The organism is Streptomyces speibonae, assembly GCF_984686075.1.
Genome location: NZ_OZ480260.1, coordinates 6,748,864 through 6,766,051, shown reverse-complemented (window position 1 = coordinate 6,766,051; position 17,188 = coordinate 6,748,864). Strand labels below are relative to the sequence as shown.

The window sequence follows — 17,188 nt, the reverse complement described above, 5'->3', positions numbered from 1 at the left end:
CCGCGGGGCGGTCCCGCGCGCTAGCGTGCGTGGGCATGACACCCGCCGCGATCACGGAGGTCACTGAATGAAGCTGTCCAGACGGGGACTGCTCGCCACCACCACGGCCGCGGTCGCGGCCTCCGCCGCCCCGGCGGCGGCCACGGCCGGGCCGACGCACGGCGGCGGCCGGAGGCTGCGCACCGGCTTCGAACGCCTCGCCGAGGAGGGCTACGCGCCGCTCGACGGCCGGCGCGTGGGCGTGGTCACCAACCCCACCGGCATCACCCGGGACGTGCGGCACATCGTCGACGTGATGCACGGCGACGACCGGGTGGACCTGATCGCCGTGTTCGGCCCCGAGCACGGTTTCCGGGGCACCGCGCAGGCCGGCGGCTCCGAGGGCCGCTACGACGACCCGGCGACCGGTCTGCCCGTCTACGACACGTATCTGAAGAGCGGTCAGGAGCTCGCCGACATCTTCACCGCCTCCGGTGTGGACACCGTGATCTTCGACATCCAGGACGTCGGCGCGCGGTTCTACACGTACATCTGGACGCTGTTCGACTGCATGGAGGCGGCCGCGCTCGCCGGCAAGCGGTTCATGGTGCTGGACCGGCCGAACCCGGTGACGGGGCGGGCGGCGCTGGGTCCGGTGCTGCACAAGGAGTTCGCGACGTTCGTCGGGCGGCAGCCGATCTCGCAGGCGCACGGGATGACGGTGGCGGAGCTGGCGCGGCTGTTCAACGGCGAGTTCCTGACGACGCCGGTGCCGCTGGCGACCGTGCGGATGTCGGGGTGGCGGCGGTCGGACTTCTACGACGCGTCCGGGCTGCCGTGGGTGCCGCCGAGCCCCAACATGCCGACGCCGGAAACGGCGCTGGTGTACTCCGGGACGTGTCTGTTCGAGGGGACGAACCTGTCGGAGGGGCGCGGGACGACCCGGCCGTTCGAGCTGCTGGGCGCGGAGGGGATCGACGGGCGCTGGGCCGCCGCGGCGAACGCTTCGGCACCGGCGGGCGTGCGGTTCCGGGAGGCGTACTTCACGCCGACGTTCTCCAAGTTCCAGGGGAAGACGGTCGGGGGCGTGCAGCTGCATGTGCACGACCGCACGGCCTTCGATCCGGTGCGGACGGGCGTCCATCTGCTGATCACGGCGAAGCGGTCCTGGAGCGGTTTCGCCTGGCGTCCGGACCACTGGATCGACAAGCTCACGGGCTCCACGCTGGTGCGCACGATGATCGACGCCGGGGCGGACACGGACGAGGTGGTGGCCGGCTGGCAGAAGGAGCTGGCGGGGTTCCGGAGGATGCGGCGGCCGTACCTGCTGTACCGCTGAGCACGGCGGCAGGAAGGGGCGGCGGGTCGCGTACGGCGATCCGCTGCCTTGTCGTATCGGGCTGTGACCTGCGGTGATGCGGTCACGGGAGGAGTGGGGTGGAGCGCCGGGCGCGTGGGATCGAGGACGCGTGTGCATATCGACCGCCTGTTCAGGAACCCGGGGAGCCCGTGGGGAGTTCTCAGGCTGTCGGGGGAGGGTCGCTCCCCGTGGAGGACACGGTGCGCGTTACCGCCGGTACCCCCGCGGGCTGCCACAACTGAAGTACGGACCGGGGAAGTTGGCTCGCGAGGCCCCGCGGCCGCTGATGGGGGCCATCGGAAAAAGGATGGAGCCGATTCGCGTGTCGATACGTCTATTCGGCGACGTCCGTTCGACGACGCCGAAGTGACCGGACAACAGGTGCAGGTGTGACGGAGGTGCAGGACGATGGCCGGTTTCCGGAGTCTGGCGAGACAGGTACGAGATCCGCGGTGCGATCTGGCCCTGCGGCGTTATTCGCTGCGCAAGTGCCTGGAGCGGTTCGCTCCTTACGGTCACCGGGCGACCTGGGACCATCTGTGCGCGCGGGCCGGGTTCGATCCCGAGGACCGCTCCGTCGACCCGGCGCGGCTCGTGGCCGCACTGGACGAACTGGAGGAGGCCCGGGCGGTCTGGCTGGCGTACGAGGTGGAGTTCGCCGAGCGCCGCAGGAAGGAGAAGCAGGACGGGCTGCGCAGCCCGGGCAGTGTGGACGACTGGCACCGGCTGACCTGGGGCGGTTTCGGTGTGGCCTGGTGCGACGATCCACGGGTGCATCCGCGGGAGCCACTGGCGGAGGTGCTGCGGCGGCTGATCGCCGCGCTGGAGCGGGAGCCGGGCACCGCCTGCCCGGTATGCCGGGGGGAACGGCTCATATGGCGTCACGACCTGGATCACGAGCCGTCGGCGGGCCCGGTCTGCACGGACTGCGGAATTCTGGTGCCGCGGCCCGTGCTCACTCCCGGTGCGCTGGCGGAGGCGCGGCGGGCGAGGCTGCTGGTGTCGGCCTGAGGTTCTGAGCGAGGCGGGGAGCAACGGGGGCATGGGGGTGCGCCGGGGATGCCGCACCCCCGGTGGCTCCCGGGGGACCGTAGCAGGTGGGAAACCGGTCGTTCCAGGGCTTTGTTCCACGGACAGTTGAGGGCGATGAAACGCACCTCGGAGCCCTGGGAGCTGTCCCGATGTCGACGCTGCGCGTCACCGCCGAAATCCTGACCGTCCACGAACACCCGGGCGCCGACGCCCTCGAGCTGGCCCAGGTGGGCCTGTACCGGGCCGTCGTCGCCAAGGGGGCGTACCGTACGGGTGACGCCGCCGTCTACATCCCCGAGCAGTCCGTGCTGCCCGCCGGGCTGATCGAGGAGCTGGGGCTGACCGGCCGCCTGGCGGGCGGGAACCGTGACCGGGTCAAGGCGATCCGGCTGCGCGGTGAGCTGTCGCAGGGCATCGTGTGCCGGCCGAAGGCGCTCGCGGACGTGGACCTGGTGCGGGCGGCGGGGGAGGGAACGGACTTCGCGGAGCTGCTGGGCATCACCAAGTGGGTGCCGCCCATCCCGCCGACGATGAGCGGTGAGGTGGAGTCCGCGCCCGAGCTGCTGCCGTGGGTCGACATCGAGAACATCCAGCGCTACCCGGAGATCTTCGCGCCGGGCGAGCCCGTGGTGGTCACGGAGAAGCTGCACGGCACGGCCTGCCTGCTGACGTACTCCGCCGAGCTGGACAGGGTGTACGTCTCCTCCAAGGGCTTCGGCGCGAAGTCGCTGGCGCTGAAGGAGGACCCGCGCAATCTGTACTGGCGTGCGGTGCGCGGCCATGGCGTCGCCGAGGTCGCGGCGGACCTCGCCGCCCGGCTGGGCGCCCGGCGGGTCGGCATCTTCGGCGAGGTGTACGGCGCGGGGGTGCAGGACCTGTCCTACGGTGCGGACGGGCGGCGCGACACCCTCGGGTACGCCGTGTTCGACGTCTCCGCGGAGATCGACGGCCGCGTGCGCTGGCTGTCCCCCGCCCAGCTGCTGACCGGCCGCCTGCCGCTGGTCCCGCACCTCTTCACCGGCCCGTACGACAGCGAGCACGTCCTTGAGACCGCCACCGGCCGCGAAACGGTCTCCGGCCGCGAGCTGCACCTGCGGGAGGGCGTGGTGATCCGCCCGGTCGTCGAGCGCCACAGCCCGACAACCGGCACCCGCGCCATAGCCAAGGCCGTAAGCCCGTCCTACCTGACCCGCAGGAACGGCACGGAGTACGAGTGAGCACCGGGGGGTGACCCCCGGGCCACGGGCCCGGGCCGTCGGTCGCCGCGCTCCGGCTGCACGCGGGTGCCTCTCCGCAGCGCCCCGGACATGGCACGGCCCACCCGGCGCCGCACGCCGGCGCGACGCAGGAGGCCTCCACCACGCTCCCGGACCGGCACGGACCACCGACCGCGTGTCGGCCCCGGCGCGGGCGGCCGGCGGCGGGGCGGTGCGGCTCGGGCCGCCGGTCGCCGGGGCGAGTCCCTGGCGCGGAGCTCGGCCACTACGCCCGGGATCCGGCGGTGGCGCAAGGCACCCCGGACCCGGGCCGCCCCCGGTACCTCGCGCCAGGCAGCCACCACCACGATCCCTGACCGGCACACGGAGCGTCCCCGCCGGGTGTCGGCCCCGGCGGGCGGCCGACGACGGCACAGCCCCGCTCGGGGCCGCCGGTCGCGGTGCAAGGCCCGGGGACGGGTGCCTGGCCACTGCGCCCCGGATCCGGCATCGGCCGCCCGGCGCCGCGCAAGCGGTGTCGGCGTCGGCGCGGGAAGCCAGTTCTCCGTGCCGGACGCGGTACGCGCCCGGTGCCGCGTGAGCGTTCCGTGGCGGTGCCTGGGGGTCAGGCGTCGTGTGCGGGAGGTTCGGGGAGGAGGCGGGAGCCTGTCAGGCGTTCGCCGGTGATGTCGTCGGGGTTGGACAGGACGCACTTGTCCAGGGAGAGGCAGCCGCAGCCGATGCAGTCCGTGAGGTGGTCGCGCAGGCGGTTGAGCTGCTTGATGCGTTCGTCCAGTTCGGAGCGCCAGGCCTCGGAGAGGTGCGCCCAGTCGTCCCGGGTGGGGGTGCGCTCCTCGGGCAGCTCGGCGAGCGCCTCGCGGATCGTGGCGAGCGGGATGCCGACGCGCTGGGCGGCGCGGATGAAGGCGACCCGGCGCAGGGTGTCACGGGTGTAGCGGCGCTGGTTGCCCGGTGTGCGGCGGCTGCTGATCAGGCCCTTGGACTCGTAGAAGTGCAGGGCCGACACCGCGGCGCCGCTGCGGGCGGAGAGCTGGCCGACCGTGAGCTCGTGGATCTTTTCCGGAATCCGTTGCACTCCTCGAAGCCTACCCACCCCCACGGCACCCGTGTCCGTTGACAGGGGGCGCCCGGCCGACCATGCTAAGCAGTTGCTTAGACATGGGCATGCGCAGGGCGATGCCGCCCGCGCTCACGCGACGCGAGAGGCCGGGACATGGCAGAGCCGAGGATCTTCACGTCCGTCGACGAACTGAGGACGGCGGTGGGCGAGCAGCTGGGGTACACCGACTGGCTGGAGATCGACCAGAAGCGGATCGACCTGTTCGCCGAGGCCACCGGCGACCACCAGTGGATCCACGTCGACCCGGAGAAGGCCGCGGCGGGTCCGTTCGGGACGACGATCGCCCACGGCTATCTGACGCTGTCGCTGCTGCCGCTGTTCGGCCCGCAGCTGATCACCGTCGAGGGCGTGAAGATGGGCGTGAACTACGGCACCAACAAGGTGCGCTTCCCCGCCCCGGTGCCGGTCGGCTCGCGGCTGCGCGCCACCGCGACGATCACCGCGGTGGACGAGGTGCCGGGCGGCGTCCAGGTGGCCACGGCGTTCACCGTGGAGCGCGAGGGCGGCGACAAGCCGGTGTGCGTGGCGGAGTCGGTGGCCCGCTACTACCTCTGAGCGGCGCCGGAGGCCCCGGCCCCGACCATCCGGAGCACGAGGTCGGCGTAGAGCGCGCCGACCTCCTCCGGCGTACGGGGTCCGTCCACGTTGAACCAGCGGGCCACGTCGATGCAGAGCGAGAGCACGGCGAGGGTGGTGCCCTGCACGTCGACGACGTCGAAGTCGCCGGTGCGCGCCCCGTCCTCGATGATCCCGCGCACCTCGGCGTCGACCTGGCGCCGCAGACCGAGGATCTCCGCGCGGGCCTCGGGGCCGAGCGAGTCGAGTTCGTACTGCACGACCCTGGCGGTGGTGCGCCCGCGCGCGTGCCAGCGGACGAAGGAGCTGACCGCGTCGGCGAGCCGCTCGGCCGGGCCGCCCTCCGCGCGGGCCGCCGTGCGCAGGATCTCCACGGCCTTCTCGTGACCGATCCTGCTGATCTTGTGGAGCAGCTCTTCCTTGGTCTTGTAGTGGATGTAGAGCGCGGCCGGACTCATCCCCGCGCGGCCCGCGATGTCACGGGTCGTCGTCGCGTGGTAGCCGCGCTCGGCGAACGCCTCCACGGCAGCGAGCAGCAGCCGTCGGGCCGCGTCGGGCGTGACCTCGCCCCACGGCTCCGCCTCGGCACCGGCCGTCTCCTCCGCCGTACTCATCAACTCACCTCATTCGCTGGCAGGGCCACCACCATACCGGCAAGGGTGAGCGAGCGCTTAGTGCGCGTCGGGGCCTCCGCGCCCGGGAGCCCGCGCGCCTCAGAGCTTCTGCAGCGGGTCGTGCTCGGCGAGGAGCTTCTCCAGGCGGGCCTGGTCGACCCGGTTCACGATCTGCCCGGCCTCCTGGCGGTCGCGGATGACCTTGGCCAGGGTGAACGCGGAGGTGACCAGGTACAGGACGGCGATCCCCAGGAACGCGCGGACCCAGGTGTCGGTCTCCAGGTTGAAGATGCCGACCGCGGTGGCCCCCAGGGCCACCCCGAAGGACGCGACGGCCTGTCCGTAGAAGGCGGCCGTGCTCTGCTGCTTGACCGGTGTGTCACTCATGGGGACCAGCATCGGCACACGTGTCCGCCGCCACATCCGCTCGCGTACTCAGAGCCGTACTCAGAAGGCGGAGACCCCGGTCAGATCGCGTCCGATGACCAGCTTCTGGATCTGACTGGTGCCCTCGTACAGGGTCATCACCCGCGCGTCGCGCAGGAGTTTGCCCACCGGGTACTCGTCGATGTACCCGTAGCCGCCGAAGACCTGGAGGGCGTTGTTCGCGGCGCGGACGGCCGCCTCCGAGGCGAACAGCTTGGCCTTGGAGGACTCGACGGCGAACGGCCGGCCGCGGTCGATCAGGTCGGCGACCCGCCAGGTCAGCAGCCGGGCCGCGTCCACGTCCACGGCGATGTCGCTGATCAGCTCCTGGACGAGCTGATGGCCGGCGATGGGCTTGCCGAACTGCTCCCGCTCCCCCGCGTAGCGCACGGCCGCGTCCAGCGCCGCGCGGGCGATGCCGACGCAGCCGGCCGCCACCGACATCCGGCCCTTGGCGAGGGCGGACATGGCGACGGAGAAGCCCTTGCCCTCCTCCCCCAGCAGCGCCGAGGCGGGCACGCGCACCCCTTCCAGCACCAGTTCGGCGGTGGCCTGGCCGCGCAGCCCGAGCTTGCCGTGGACCGCGCGGCGGGTCAGGCCCGGGGTGTCGGCGGGGACGAGGAAGGCGGAGACGCCCCGGTGACCGGGGTCGTCGGTGGAGCGGGCGAAGAGCAGGACGACGTCGGCCCAGGTGCCGTTGGTGATGAACATCTTGCTGCCGTCGATGACGTAGTCGTCGCCGTCGCGCACCGCGCGGGTGGTGAGCCGGCCGGCGTCGGAGCCGGTGCCCGGCTCGGTGAGGCCGAAGCAGCCGACGTACTCCCCCGAGGTCAGACCGGGCAGCCAGGCGCGCTTGTGCTCCTCACTTCCCCACGCGGCGACGGTCTTGGCGACCAGGCCGAGGGAGACGGAGACGATGCCGCGCACGGAGGAGTCGCCACGGCCCAGCTCCTCGGTGACCAGGCAGTACGAGAGATGGTCCCCGCCGGAGCCGCCGTACTCCTCGTCGACCGTCAGCCCGAGGAAGCCGACCTCGCCGAGCTTCCCGACGATGGAGCGGTCGACCTCCTCGGCGCGGTCCCAGGCGGTGGCGTGGGGCACGACCTCGCGCTCGACGAAGTCCCGGGCGAGCCGGCGGACGGCCTCCTGCTCGTCACTCAGCTCCAGGTTCATCACCGCGTCACCCCACGTGAGAGCCAACAGGCCCGTGTACATTTAAATTAACACTGCTAGTTTCTGTCGCGGTCCTACTATGTGCGCCATGGCCCGACCGCGCAAGCCCCTGCTCAGCACCGACCGGATCGTCGAGACGGCCCGTGCGCTCGTGGACGCGGAGGGCCTGGCCGCCGTCTCCACCCGGCGGCTCGCGGCGGAGCTGGGGGTCAGCGGGCCCTCGCTCTACAACCACTTCCGCACCAAGGACGAGATCCTGGAGGCGGTGGCCGACTCGGTCAGCGCCCAGGTCGACCTGTCGATGTTCGAGGACGGCCGGGACTGGCGGACCGCGCTGCACGACTGGGCGGTCTCCTACCGCTCCGCGCTGCGCGACCACCCGAACATCGTCCCGGTGCTGGCCCGCGGCCCCGGCCGCCGCCCGGCGGCGCTCCGGCTCGCCGACGCGGCCTACGGCGCCATGGTCGAGGCGGGCTGGCCGCCCGCGCAGGCCACGTCCATCGGCGCGCTGATGCGGTACTTCGTCATGGGCTCGGCGCTCGGCTCCTTCGCGGGCGGCTTCGTGGACGACGCCGGTGCCTACGACCCCGCCGACTACCCCCACCTGGGGCAGGCCCATCTGCTCGCCGAGCAGCAGGAGAAGATCGACGAGCGGGCCTTCGAGACGGGGCTGACCGCCCTGCTGGACGGGCTGGCGCTCCAGTACGAGCAGCTGCGGAAGCAGGCCGGCGGCACCCTTCGGTGAACGCCGAAGCGTCCTGGGCGCATGCTGGGGGCATGAGCAGGAAGGATGCCCGGGCGGCGGGGCTGGCCCGGTTCGCCGCGCTGGTCGCCGACGAGACCCGGGCCGCGTGTCTGCTGGCGCTGCTGGACGGGCGGGCCTGGACGGCGGGCGAGCTGGCCCGGCACTGCGGGGTCGCCGCGTCCACGCTGAGCGAGCATCTGGGCAAGCTGGTCGCGGGCGGGCTGCTGGCCGAGGAGCGCCAGGGCCGGCACCGGTATGTACGGCTCGCCGACGCGCGGGCCGCCCAGCTGGTGGAGGACCTGGCCGCACAGCTCGCCCCGGAGGCCGCCGAACCCGTGCGCACCCTGCGGCAGTCCGGTGCCGGTTCCGCCATGGCCCGCGGCCGCACCTGCTACGACCATCTCGCCGGCCGGCTCGGCATCGCCGTCACCGACGCGCTCACCGCGCGGGGGCTGCTGCGCCAGGACACCGGGTTCGCGCTCACCGACGCGGGACTGAGCTGGTTCGCCGGGGCCGGTATCGGCCTGGACCGCCCGGGACGCCGCCCGCTGGCCCGCGCCTGCCTGGACTGGACGGAACGCCGCCCCCACCTCGCCGGAGCCGCGGGCGCGGCGCTGTGCGGGCACGCCCTGCGCGAGCAGTGGTGCGTGCGCATCGGCTCCGAGCGCGCGGTGAAGGTGACCCCGGCCGGCGCCCGCGCCCTGTCGGAGCTGCTGGGCATCGACGCGGGGGCTCTGGACTGACCCTCTGACGCCCGGCAGGACGCCCGCGCGGCCCGGCCGGGCCGTGTCGTCCCCTTCCCGTCTGCCGTGCGACGCCCCGTGCCGGCAGGGCCTAGAACACCACCAGCGCCCGTCCGCCCTTGCCCGCGAGCATGGTGTCGAAGGCGGCCGGGATGCCCCCGAGGGTGATGCGGTCGGTGACCAGGGCGCCCGGGTCGAGGCGGCCGGCCCGGATGTGTCCGGCGAGGACCGGAAGGTCCCGGGCGGGGTCGGAGTTGCCGTAGACGCAGCCGGAGAGGGTCCGGCCCCAGTGGAAGAGTTCCAGGGCGTTGAAGGTGACCTGCTGGTCCTTTCCGCCGATGCCGACGACCGTGGTGCGTCCGCCGCGCCGGGTGGACTCCCACGCCGTGCGGATGGTGGTCGCGCGCCCGACGCACTCCACGGCCGCGTCCACGCCCTCCTTGCCGGTGAGGGCGCGGATCTGCCGGGCGGTGGTGTCGGAGGCGACGAGGTAGTCGGTGGCCCCGGCGGCACGGGCGAGTTCCTCCTTGTGCGGGGAGACGTCGACCGCGACGATCGTCGAGGCGCCCGCGATCCGGGCCGACTGGAGGGCGGCGAGGCCCACTCCCCCGACGCCGAAGACCGCGACGCTCTCGCCGGGCCGCACCCGCGCGGAGTGGTGCACCGCGCCGTAGCCGGTGAGCACCGCGCAGCCCAGCAGGGCGGCGTCGGCGAGCGGGACGCCCTCCGGGGCGGGCAGGACACAGGAGGCGGCCACCACCGTCTCCTCGGCGAACGCGGCGACGTTCAGCCCCGGGTGCAGGTCGGTGCCGTCGTCGGCGCGGCGGGCGTGCACCTGCGCCGCGCCGTCCAGGGCGCCCGCGCACAGCCACACCTCGCCGCGCGCGCAGGCACGGCAGGTGCCGCAGGAGGGGGCCCAGTTGAGCACCACGCCGTCGCCGGGCGCGACATGGGTGACTCCCTCGCCGACGGCGACGACCGTGCCGGCGCCCTCGTGGCCGAGGACGGCCGGGACCGGCACACGCATGGTGCCGTTGGACAGGGACAGGTCGGAGTGGCAGACGCCGGCGGCGGCGAGCCGGACGCGGACCCGGCCGGGTCCGGGCTCGGGCAGGTCGATCCCGGTGACCTCCAGCGGGGCACCGACGGCGGGCAGAACGGCGGCACGTACGGCCATGGCGGACACGACTCCCCTTAGAGCTGGAGGGACTTGGTCTGGAGGTACTCGGACAGGCCGTGCGCCCCGAGTTCACGGCCCACGCCCGACTGCTTGTAACCGCCGAAGGGCGCGCGGGGGTTGAAGCGGCCGCCGTTGATGTCGACCTGACCGGTGTCCATGCGCCGGGCGAAGGCCACCGCCTCCGCCTCGTCGCCGGCCCACACGGCACCGGCGAGGCCGTAGACGGTGCCGTTGGCGATGCGCAGGGCGTCGTCCTCGTCGTCGTAGCGCAGGACGGACAGGACGGGGCCGAAGATCTCCTCCTGGGCGATGGTCATCTCCGGGGTGACGTCGGCGAAGACGGTGGGGCTGACGTAGAAGCCCTGTTCGCGCGGGGCCTCGGGGCCGCCCGCGACCAGGCGGGCGCCCTCGGCGACGCCCTTCTCGATGTAGCCGCGCACCCGGTCCCGCTGCCTGGCGCTGACCACCGGCCCGATGCGGTCGCCGTACTTGGCGGCGGCGCCCGCCGCGAGCTCCACCGCCTCGTCGTACTGGTCGCGGTGGACCAGCATGCGGGTCCAGGCGCTGCACGTCTGGCCGGAGTTGGTCATCACGTTGGCGACCCCGACGTTCACCGCGCGGGCGAGGTCGGCGCTGGGCAGGACGACGTTGGCGGACTTGCCGCCGAGTTCGAGGGCGACCTTCTTCACCATGCCGGTGGCGATCGCGCCGATGCGGCGGCCGACGGCGGTGGAGCCGGTGAAGGAGAGCAGGTCGACGTCCGGGTGCTCGGCGAGGGCCTGGCCGGCCACCGGGCCGAGGCCGGTGACGAGGTTGAACACGCCCGCGGGGATCCCGGCCTCGTGCACGGTCTCCGCGAAGAGCCGGGCGACCAGCGGGGTGTCCTCGGCGGGCTTGACGACGATGGTGCAGCCGGCGGCGAGGGCGGGGGCGGCCTTGGCGACGATCTGGTGCAGGGGGTAGTTCCAGGGGGTGATCGCGCCGACCACACCGACCGGTTCGTGCAGCACCGTCGAGTTGCCCACCCGCTCCTCGAAGGAGTACGTCGCCGCCAGCTCGGCGTACGAGCCCGCGACCACGACCGGGACGCCCGCGTGGACGGCCTGCGAGAGCCTCAGGGGCGAGCCGAGTTCGGCGGTCACCGTCTCGGCGATCTCCTCCCGCCGGGCGGCCAGCACGTCCCGCAGGGCGGTGAGGCGGGCGGCGCGCTCGTCGGGCGGGGTGGCGGCCCAGGCCGGGAGGGCGGCACGGGCGGCGCGCACGGCGGCGTCGACGTCCTCGGCGGTGCCCGCGGGGACGGTGGCGATCACCTGCTCGTCGGCCGGGTTCACCACGTCGATCACGTCGGATCCGGCGGCCGGGCGCCAGGCCCCGTCGATGTACATGCCGTCGTATGCCTTCATCGCGCTTCCTCCGGGCGGGCGTCGGGACACGGCTGATCGGTCCTCCGGACCCTAAACTAGCGATGATAGTTTTCTCGCGCCAGGGGGGGAACGCCGCGCCCCGGTCACTCTTCCAGGTCGGGCAGCCGGTCCGGGTTCGGGCAGATCCGTGCGCCGTGCTGGTCGAAGACGAACAGGTGGGCGAGGTCGACCAGGAGCGGCACCTGCATGCCGTGCCGGAGGCGGATGTCCGGAGTGGTGCGGACGATGAGGTCACCCGGGACGCGCGGGTCGGCGGAGGAGGGCGCCGGTGCGGGCCGCTCGGGGGCCTCCAGCGTCGCGACGCCCCCGGTGCGCAGCGCGCCCGCCCGCTCCCGCAGCCGCTCCAGGACGGTGCCTCCCTCGCGGCGGCGGCGCCGGCCCTGGCGCTCGGGTCCGGGCCGGGGGGCCTCCAGTTCGGGCACCACGGCGGGCTGGGACCCGGTGTTGAAGTGCACGAGCACCTCGTGGCCCTGGAACTCCAGGTGCTCCACCAGGCCGGTGAGGGCCACCTCGCCGGGGCGGGCGGCGGACGGTTTGGCGATCCGGACGGCCTCGGAGCGCAGCCCGACGATGACCTCACGGCCCTGCTGGACGCGGAGCAACTGATGGTCCAGGGAGAGCGGTTCGGGCAGCCGCAGGAACTGCTTGCCCAGGCTGATGGACATCGCCCCGTCCAGGGGGGCGCGCACCAGACCGCGCAGCAGATTGATGCGCGGGGTGCCGATGAACGCGGCGACGAAGACGTTGTTCGGCAGCGCGTACACCGTGCGCGGCGTGCCGACCTGTTGCAGGACGCCCCCGCGCAGCACGGCCACCCGGTCGCCGAGCGACATCGCCTCGGACTGGTCGTGGGTCACATAGACGGTGGTGACGCCCAGTTCGCGGGTGAGCTGGGAGATCTCGGCGCGCAGATGGTTGCGGAGCTTGGCGTCGAGGTTGGACAGCGGCTCGTCCATCAGGAACGCGGAGGGGTGGCGGGCGATGGCCCGGCCCATGGCGACCCGCTGGCGCTCACCGCCGGAGAGCTGGGCGGGGAAGCGGTCGAGGAGGTCCTCGATGCCGAGCATGCGGGCGGTGGCGTCCACCCGTGGGGACGGGTCGGTGCCGGGCGCCTCGATGCGCAGCGGGAAACCGATGTTGTCGCGGCTGGTCATGCTCGGGTACAGGGCGAAGTTCTGGAACACCATCGCCATGTCCCGGTCGGACGGGGGCAGCTCGTTGCCGTACTCGCCGTCGAGGAAGAGCCGGCCCTCGTCGATCTCCTCCAGTCCGGCGATCATCCGGAGCACGGTGGACTTGCCGCAGCCGGAGGGACCGAGCAGGACGAGGAACTCTCCCGGCGCGATGTCCAGCGACAGCCGGTCCACCACGCGGACACCTCGCGTGTAGCTCTTGCTCACGTCGTGCAGGGTGATGGCGCGTGTCATGAGGGGCCCCCGGGGCTCATCAGAGCGCTGTAGCTCCGCAGTCGGACGCCACGTGCGGGTCGTACGGGACGTGTGAGTCACGGAAGCTAACGGAAAGTAGGCGGCCGGGGGAAGATGCGGGACAGGATCTCGGAGCTTCGTCCGATCCGTGAGAAACCGGACGCGGGGATTCAGTGCGTGCGGCGGCGCGGCACCGGCGCGCCGTGCGTCAGCCCTCCCCGCCGTCGGAGCCGCTCATCGTGGATCCCCTCGTGCCCGGGCGGGGACGGACCACCCGGAGCACCTCGCCCGTCGCCAGGGTCGCCTTCGCCACGCCGTGCGTCCAGCGCGGACCGCCGCGCGCCGCCCAGACGACGCAGGCGCATCCGGCGACGACGGCCAGGAGCACGACGGACAGCACGGCTATCAGCATGACGTTCCTCTCGTGGCGCACGGGGGCCCCGCTGCCCGCGGCGCGCCCGTGCGTGCGTGTGGTGCGCCCATCCTGTCAGGGCACGCGGGTTCCCGGGCGCCGTTCGGCGGCGGCGGTCCGCGGGGCCACCTCGACGGGCACCCCGTTGAGGACGGCGTTGCCGGACAGCGGGTCGAGGAGGCTGCCGTCGAGGAGCTGGTTGACGTTGGCGCCGGGGTCGGCGGACGCGTGCCGGGTACGGGTGCCGGGGCGGTCGTGGCCCCAGCCGTGCGGCAGGCTCACCACGCCCCGGCGCACGGCGTCGGTGACCTCCGCGGGGGCGGTCACCTCGCCGCCGGCTCCCTTGACGCGCACCGGCTGCCCGTCCCGGATGCCGAGGCGTTCGGCGTCGTCGGGGTGGAGGTGGAGGGTGCAGCGGTTGGAGCCGCCGGTGAGGGCGGGCACGTTGTGCATCCAGCTGTTGTTGGAGCGCAGATGGCGGCGGCCGACGAGGACGAGTCCGGCGGGGCGCTCGTCCAGGGCGGCGCGGAGCCGGGGGAGGTCGGCGGCGATGGGCCCGGGGAGCAGTTCGACCTTGCCGCTGCGGGTCTTCAGCGGCTGGGGCAGCCGGGGGCGCAGCGGGCCGAGGTCGATGCCGTGCGGGTGGGCGAGCAGCCTGGCGAGGGTGAGGCCGTCCGGGTCGGCGCCGAAGCCGTCGCCGTAGGGGCCGAGGCGCAGCATCATGTCGAGGCGCCGTTCGGGGCCGTTGTCGCCGGTGAGGCGGTCGGCGAGGTCCTTGGGGTCGCGGCCGTGCACCGGGGAGTTCGGGTCCCGGACCGCCTTGCCGAGGGTCTGTTCGATCACCAGGGCGTCCACGGCCGCGGGGTCGGCGCCGTGCATGCCGGTGGCGGCGAGGACCAGCCGGGCGAGGATCTCGGTCTCGGTCATGCGGCCGGGCTCCAGGGGGACGGCCGCGCGGGTGTAGCGGACCTGGTTGCGCACGGCGAGGGTGTTGAAGGCGAAGTCGTGGTGCGGGCTCTGCGCGGGCGGGGGCGGCGGCAGGACGACGTCGGCGTGCCGCGAGGTCTCGTTGAGGTAGGGGTCGACGCTCACCATGAAGTCGAGCGAGCCGAGCGCCTTGTCGAGCCGGTCGCCGTCCGGGGCGGAGAGCACGGGGTTGGCGGCGACGGCGATGAGGGCGCGGACCGGCTCGCCCTCGTCGGTGGGGGTGTCGATCTCCTCGGCGAGGGCGGCCAGCGGGAGTTCGCCCTTGGCCTCGGGGTGCCGGCGCACCCGGGAGTGCCAGCGTCCGAGGGCGAAGCCGCGGCCGGGTCCGGCGGGGCGCGGTGTCCGGTCGGTGGCGGCCTGCGGGAAGAGGGCGCCACCGGGGCGGTCGAGGTTGCCGGTGAGGATGTTGAGGACGTCGACGAGCCAGCTGGCGAGGGTGCCGTGCGGGACGGTGCAGCTGCCGATGCGGCCGTAGACGGCGGCGGTGGGTGCGGCGGCGAGTTCGCGGGCGAGGGTGCGGATGAGGGGGGCGTCGATGTCGCAGGCGGCGGCCACCGCCTCGGGTGTGAAGCCGTCGAGTGCGGCGGCGAGGTCGTCGTACCCCTGGATGTGCGGTGCCCGCTCGCCGAGGTCGGCGAGGCCCTCGTCGAGCAGGGTGTGCGCCATCGCCGCGAGGAGCAGCGCGTCGGTGCCGGGGCGGACGGCGAGGTGCCGGTCGGCGAGGCGGGCGGTGCGGGTGCGGCGGGGGTCGATGACGGTGAGGGTGCCGCCGCGGGCCCGGAGCGCCTTGAGCCGGCCGGGGAAGTCGGGGGCGGTGCACAGGCTGCCGTTGGACTCCAGGGGGTTGGCGCCGATCAGCAGGAGGTGGTCGGTGCGGTCGAGGTCGGGCACCGGGATGAGGTTCGCGTCGCCGTAGAGCAGGCCGCTGGAGACGTGCTTGGGCATCTGGTCGACGGTGGAGGCGGTGAACAGGCTGCGGGTGCCGAGCCCGCCGATCAGCACGGGCGGGTAGAGGGCGCCGGCCATGGTGTGCACGTTGGGGTTGCCGAGGACGACGCCGACGGCGTGCGGTCCGTGCCGCTCGACGACCGGACGTATCCCGGCGGCCACCGCGTCGAACGCCGCCTCCCAGGTCGTCTCGCGCAGTTCCCCGTCGACGCGGACGAGGGGGGCGCGCAGCCGGTCGGGATCGGAGTCCACGGCGCCGAAGGCGGCGCCCTTGGGGCAGATGAAGCCCTGGCTGAACACGTCGTCGCGGTCGCCGCGCGCGCCGGTGACCCTGCCGTCGTCGATGGTGAGCGTCAGGCCGCAGGTGGCCTCGCACAGCGGACAGATGCGAAGGGCGGTGCGGGACACGGGTCCTCCCGGGTACGGCGGCGTGGCGCACGGACGAGCCGAGCATACCGACCGGTACGCATGGCGGGGAGGGGCGGCGTCGGGCCGGCCTCAGTCCAGGACCTGGGCCAGATAGGCGCGCAGCATCCCCCGCAGTTCGCCGATGACCTTCTCGTCCCCGTCGGGCGCCATCCGGAACGCCAGGTGGACCAGGGCGTCGGCGGTCTCGACGGCGATGAGGACGGCGCGGCTCAGGTCCTCGTCCACGGCGCGGCCCAGAGAGGCCGAGAGCAGACGGGTGAGGGGGTCGGCGACACGGTGGTTGGGTTCGGTGCGGCGGGTGCCGACCGGGATCTGGTTGCCGAAGTCGACCAGCGAGAAGCCGGGGGCGGTGCGCTTCATCTCCAGGTAGGCGTCGAGCACGACGTCCATGGCGTGCCGCCAGCCCCGGTCGCCGGCGGCTTCGAGGCGTTCGCCGACGCGTTCGGTGAAGCGTTCCAGATTGCGCTGGGCCAGCGCGTCGGCCATCTGGCGTTTGTTGCCGAAGAAGCGGTAGACGGAGCCTATGGGGACACCGGCGCGCTCGGCGACGGCCCGGGTACTCAGGTCGTCGTACCCGACCTCGTCGAGGAGTTCGGCGCAGGCGTCGAGGATTCTGGCCAGCCGTTCGGCGCTGCGCCGCTGCACGGGCGCTCTGCGGAGCGATGTCGCATGGGGCACGGGCCTCATCATGCCTGCTCGGTGCCGTCCGGTGAACCGCGCCCTCCGCCACCGCGGCCACGCTCCGGTGTGCCGGCGCCGGCGAGGGGTTCCGCGCTCGGGTCCGCGCTCGGCTCCTGCTCGGAGACGGTGATGTCGGCGGTGCTCTCGACCGGCTCGCCGTCCACGGCCCACACCGAGCCGTCATCGGCGTACAGGCGGGCGGTGATCTGGTGCGTGCCGCGCGTCACGAAGCTGCTGGGCAGGTGGTACTCGGGAGTGCGCAGCAGGGCGACACGGTGGCCGTCGACCTCGAGGCGGGCCATCCCCCGGCCGGGCACCGCGCGATCGCTCGCCCCCTCGGGCGAGAAGCGGAAGTTGCGCACGCGCAGCCGTACGTCCCAGCCGCCCTCACCGTCGGGGGTGACCTCGACCCCGAGCTCGGGAGCCTTCTCCCCGTCCACCTCGCGATAGGGGCGCCCGTCCGCGTCCGTCTCCTCGAGGAGCCGGCCGACGGGCGAGGGCGACACCTCGTCCTGCCCCTGGGCGGCACGGGAGTCGCAGCCCGCAGCTCCGGCCGACAGGACGAGACAGACCGCGAGCGCGGTGATGATGCTCCGCCTCCACGTCATGCCGGGGAGCGTAGAACACCGGTACGAGCCCGGGGATCCCCCTGGAGTCTGGTTCCGTGTCCTCCGACGAGAGGAGGGTGCGACACGCCGCGCCGACGGGTCCGCGC

17 protein-coding genes are annotated in these 17,188 nt (G+C 73.5%); 6 read left to right on the top strand and 11 right to left on the bottom strand.

The annotated features are described in order from the left end of the window. Positions 1 to 67: 67 nt before the first annotated feature. The 3 genes from AC5L3C_RS30445 to AC5L3C_RS30435 all read left to right on the top strand — a co-directional run bounded on the left by AC5L3C_RS30445 (position 68) and on the right by AC5L3C_RS30435 (position 3,588). Positions 68 to 1,318, top strand: a complete 1,251-nt coding sequence (locus tag AC5L3C_RS30445; protein WP_493652195.1) for an exo-beta-N-acetylmuramidase NamZ family protein — start codon at positions 68 to 70, stop codon at positions 1,316 to 1,318. A 429-nt stretch (positions 1,319 to 1,747) separates the two neighbouring features. Beyond that, a complete protein-coding gene (locus AC5L3C_RS30440; protein WP_125507826.1) occupies positions 1,748 to 2,350 on the top strand; it encodes a hypothetical protein in 603 nt (200 codons plus the stop codon). A 170-nt stretch (positions 2,351 to 2,520) separates the two neighbouring features. Next, positions 2,521 to 3,588 carry an RNA ligase (ATP) gene (locus tag AC5L3C_RS30435; RefSeq protein WP_493652193.1) on the top strand — a complete coding sequence of 356 codons (1,068 nt, stop codon included), beginning with the start codon at positions 2,521 to 2,523 and terminating at the stop codon, positions 3,586 to 3,588. 604 nt (positions 3,589 to 4,192) lie between these two features. Here AC5L3C_RS30435 and soxR read toward each other — a convergent pair. After that, positions 4,193 to 4,663 carry a redox-sensitive transcriptional activator SoxR gene (gene soxR / locus AC5L3C_RS30430; protein WP_493652192.1) on the bottom strand — a complete coding sequence of 157 codons (471 nt, stop codon included), beginning with the start codon at positions 4,661 to 4,663 and terminating at the stop codon, positions 4,193 to 4,195. 138 nt (positions 4,664 to 4,801) lie between these two features. On the opposite strand from soxR, the gene AC5L3C_RS30425 reads away from it, so the two are divergent. Next, entirely contained in the window at positions 4,802 to 5,263 is a 462-nt protein-coding gene (locus AC5L3C_RS30425; RefSeq protein ID WP_125507819.1) for a MaoC family dehydratase, read from the top strand. Here AC5L3C_RS30425 and AC5L3C_RS30420 read toward each other — a convergent pair. The 3 genes from AC5L3C_RS30420 to AC5L3C_RS30410 all read right to left on the bottom strand — a co-directional run bounded on the left by AC5L3C_RS30420 (position 5,254) and on the right by AC5L3C_RS30410 (position 7,497). Beyond that, positions 5,254 to 5,898: a TetR/AcrR family transcriptional regulator gene (locus AC5L3C_RS30420; RefSeq protein WP_493652189.1), complete on the bottom strand. Its 645-nt coding sequence runs from the start codon at positions 5,896 to 5,898 to the stop codon at positions 5,254 to 5,256. The genes AC5L3C_RS30425 and AC5L3C_RS30420 overlap by 10 nt on opposite strands. A 99-nt stretch (positions 5,899 to 5,997) precedes the next feature. Beyond that, entirely contained in the window at positions 5,998 to 6,285 is a 288-nt protein-coding gene (locus tag AC5L3C_RS30415) for a YiaA/YiaB family inner membrane protein (RefSeq protein WP_125507816.1), read from the bottom strand. A gap of 60 nt (positions 6,286 to 6,345) precedes the next feature. Further along, positions 6,346 to 7,497 (bottom strand): acyl-CoA dehydrogenase family protein, encoded by a 1,152-nt coding sequence (locus AC5L3C_RS30410; protein ID WP_493654090.1) that lies wholly within the window; start codon positions 7,495 to 7,497, stop codon positions 6,346 to 6,348. An 88-nt stretch (positions 7,498 to 7,585) separates the two neighbouring features. On the opposite strand from AC5L3C_RS30410, the gene AC5L3C_RS30405 reads away from it, so the two are divergent. Then, positions 7,586 to 8,242 carry a TetR/AcrR family transcriptional regulator gene (locus tag AC5L3C_RS30405; protein ID WP_493652188.1) on the top strand — a complete coding sequence of 219 codons (657 nt, stop codon included), beginning with the start codon at positions 7,586 to 7,588 and terminating at the stop codon, positions 8,240 to 8,242. Positions 8,243 to 8,274: 32 nt separating this feature from the next. Next, positions 8,275 to 8,985, top strand: a complete 711-nt coding sequence (locus tag AC5L3C_RS30400) for an ArsR/SmtB family transcription factor (RefSeq protein WP_493652186.1) — start codon at positions 8,275 to 8,277, stop codon at positions 8,983 to 8,985. 91 nt (positions 8,986 to 9,076) lie between these two features. Here AC5L3C_RS30400 and AC5L3C_RS30395 read toward each other — a convergent pair whose 3' ends face one another. The 7 genes from AC5L3C_RS30395 to AC5L3C_RS30365 all read right to left on the bottom strand — a co-directional run bounded on the left by AC5L3C_RS30395 (position 9,077) and on the right by AC5L3C_RS30365 (position 17,081). Beyond that, the gene (locus AC5L3C_RS30395; RefSeq protein WP_493652184.1) at positions 9,077 to 10,162 is read right to left on the bottom strand and encodes a Zn-dependent alcohol dehydrogenase; all 1,086 of its coding nucleotides are present in this window, start codon (positions 10,160 to 10,162) and stop codon (positions 9,077 to 9,079) included. A 17-nt stretch (positions 10,163 to 10,179) separates the two neighbouring features. Further along, on the bottom strand, positions 10,180 to 11,568 hold the full coding sequence (locus AC5L3C_RS30390) for an aldehyde dehydrogenase family protein (protein ID WP_493652183.1): 1,389 nt from the start codon (positions 11,566 to 11,568) through the stop codon (positions 10,180 to 10,182). Between the two features lie 104 nt (positions 11,569 to 11,672). After that, positions 11,673 to 13,016 carry an ABC transporter ATP-binding protein gene (locus tag AC5L3C_RS30385; protein WP_493652181.1) on the bottom strand — a complete coding sequence of 448 codons (1,344 nt, stop codon included), beginning with the start codon at positions 13,014 to 13,016 and terminating at the stop codon, positions 11,673 to 11,675. Between the two features lie 208 nt (positions 13,017 to 13,224). After that, entirely contained in the window at positions 13,225 to 13,428 is a 204-nt protein-coding gene (locus AC5L3C_RS30380) for a hypothetical protein (protein WP_125507804.1), read from the bottom strand. Positions 13,429 to 13,503: 75 nt separating this feature from the next. After that, positions 13,504 to 15,771 (bottom strand): molybdopterin oxidoreductase family protein, encoded by a 2,268-nt coding sequence (locus AC5L3C_RS30375; protein ID WP_493652179.1) that lies wholly within the window; start codon positions 15,769 to 15,771, stop codon positions 13,504 to 13,506. A gap of 90 nt (positions 15,772 to 15,861) precedes the next feature. Next, positions 15,862 to 16,479: a TetR/AcrR family transcriptional regulator gene (locus AC5L3C_RS30370; RefSeq protein WP_493654089.1), complete on the bottom strand. Its 618-nt coding sequence runs from the start codon at positions 16,477 to 16,479 to the stop codon at positions 15,862 to 15,864. Then, the gene (locus AC5L3C_RS30365) at positions 16,479 to 17,081 is read right to left on the bottom strand and encodes a hypothetical protein (protein WP_493652177.1); all 603 of its coding nucleotides are present in this window, start codon (positions 17,079 to 17,081) and stop codon (positions 16,479 to 16,481) included. Before AC5L3C_RS30365 ends, AC5L3C_RS30370 begins: the two co-directional genes overlap by 1 nt. Between the last annotated feature and the right edge of the window lie 107 nt (positions 17,082 to 17,188).

Coding starts and splice junctions, on each gene's coding strand:
- AC5L3C_RS30445 (WP_493652195.1), top strand. CDS start 68: ATGAAGCTGTCCAGACGGGGACTGCTCGCCACCACCACGGCCGCGGTC.
- AC5L3C_RS30440 (WP_125507826.1), top strand. CDS start 1,748: ATGGCCGGTTTCCGGAGTCTGGCGAGACAGGTACGAGATCCGCGGTGC.
- AC5L3C_RS30435 (WP_493652193.1), top strand. CDS start 2,521: ATGTCGACGCTGCGCGTCACCGCCGAAATCCTGACCGTCCACGAACAC.
- AC5L3C_RS30425 (WP_125507819.1), top strand. CDS start 4,802: ATGGCAGAGCCGAGGATCTTCACGTCCGTCGACGAACTGAGGACGGCG.
- AC5L3C_RS30420 (WP_493652189.1), bottom strand. CDS start 5,898: ATGAGTACGGCGGAGGAGACGGCCGGTGCCGAGGCGGAGCCGTGGGGC.
- AC5L3C_RS30415 (WP_125507816.1), bottom strand. CDS start 6,285: ATGAGTGACACACCGGTCAAGCAGCAGAGCACGGCCGCCTTCTACGGA.
- AC5L3C_RS30410 (WP_493654090.1), bottom strand. CDS start 7,497: ATGAACCTGGAGCTGAGTGACGAGCAGGAGGCCGTCCGCCGGCTCGCC.
- AC5L3C_RS30405 (WP_493652188.1), top strand. CDS start 7,586: ATGGCCCGACCGCGCAAGCCCCTGCTCAGCACCGACCGGATCGTCGAG.
- AC5L3C_RS30400 (WP_493652186.1), top strand. CDS start 8,275: ATGAGCAGGAAGGATGCCCGGGCGGCGGGGCTGGCCCGGTTCGCCGCG.
- AC5L3C_RS30395 (WP_493652184.1), bottom strand. CDS start 10,162: ATGGCCGTACGTGCCGCCGTTCTGCCCGCCGTCGGTGCCCCGCTGGAG.
- AC5L3C_RS30390 (WP_493652183.1), bottom strand. CDS start 11,568: ATGAAGGCATACGACGGCATGTACATCGACGGGGCCTGGCGCCCGGCC.
- AC5L3C_RS30385 (WP_493652181.1), bottom strand. CDS start 13,016: ATGACACGCGCCATCACCCTGCACGACGTGAGCAAGAGCTACACGCGA.
- AC5L3C_RS30380 (WP_125507804.1), bottom strand. CDS start 13,428: ATGCTGATAGCCGTGCTGTCCGTCGTGCTCCTGGCCGTCGTCGCCGGA.
- AC5L3C_RS30370 (WP_493654089.1), bottom strand. CDS start 16,479: ATGAGGCCCGTGCCCCATGCGACATCGCTCCGCAGAGCGCCCGTGCAG.
- AC5L3C_RS30365 (WP_493652177.1), bottom strand. CDS start 17,081: ATGACGTGGAGGCGGAGCATCATCACCGCGCTCGCGGTCTGTCTCGTC.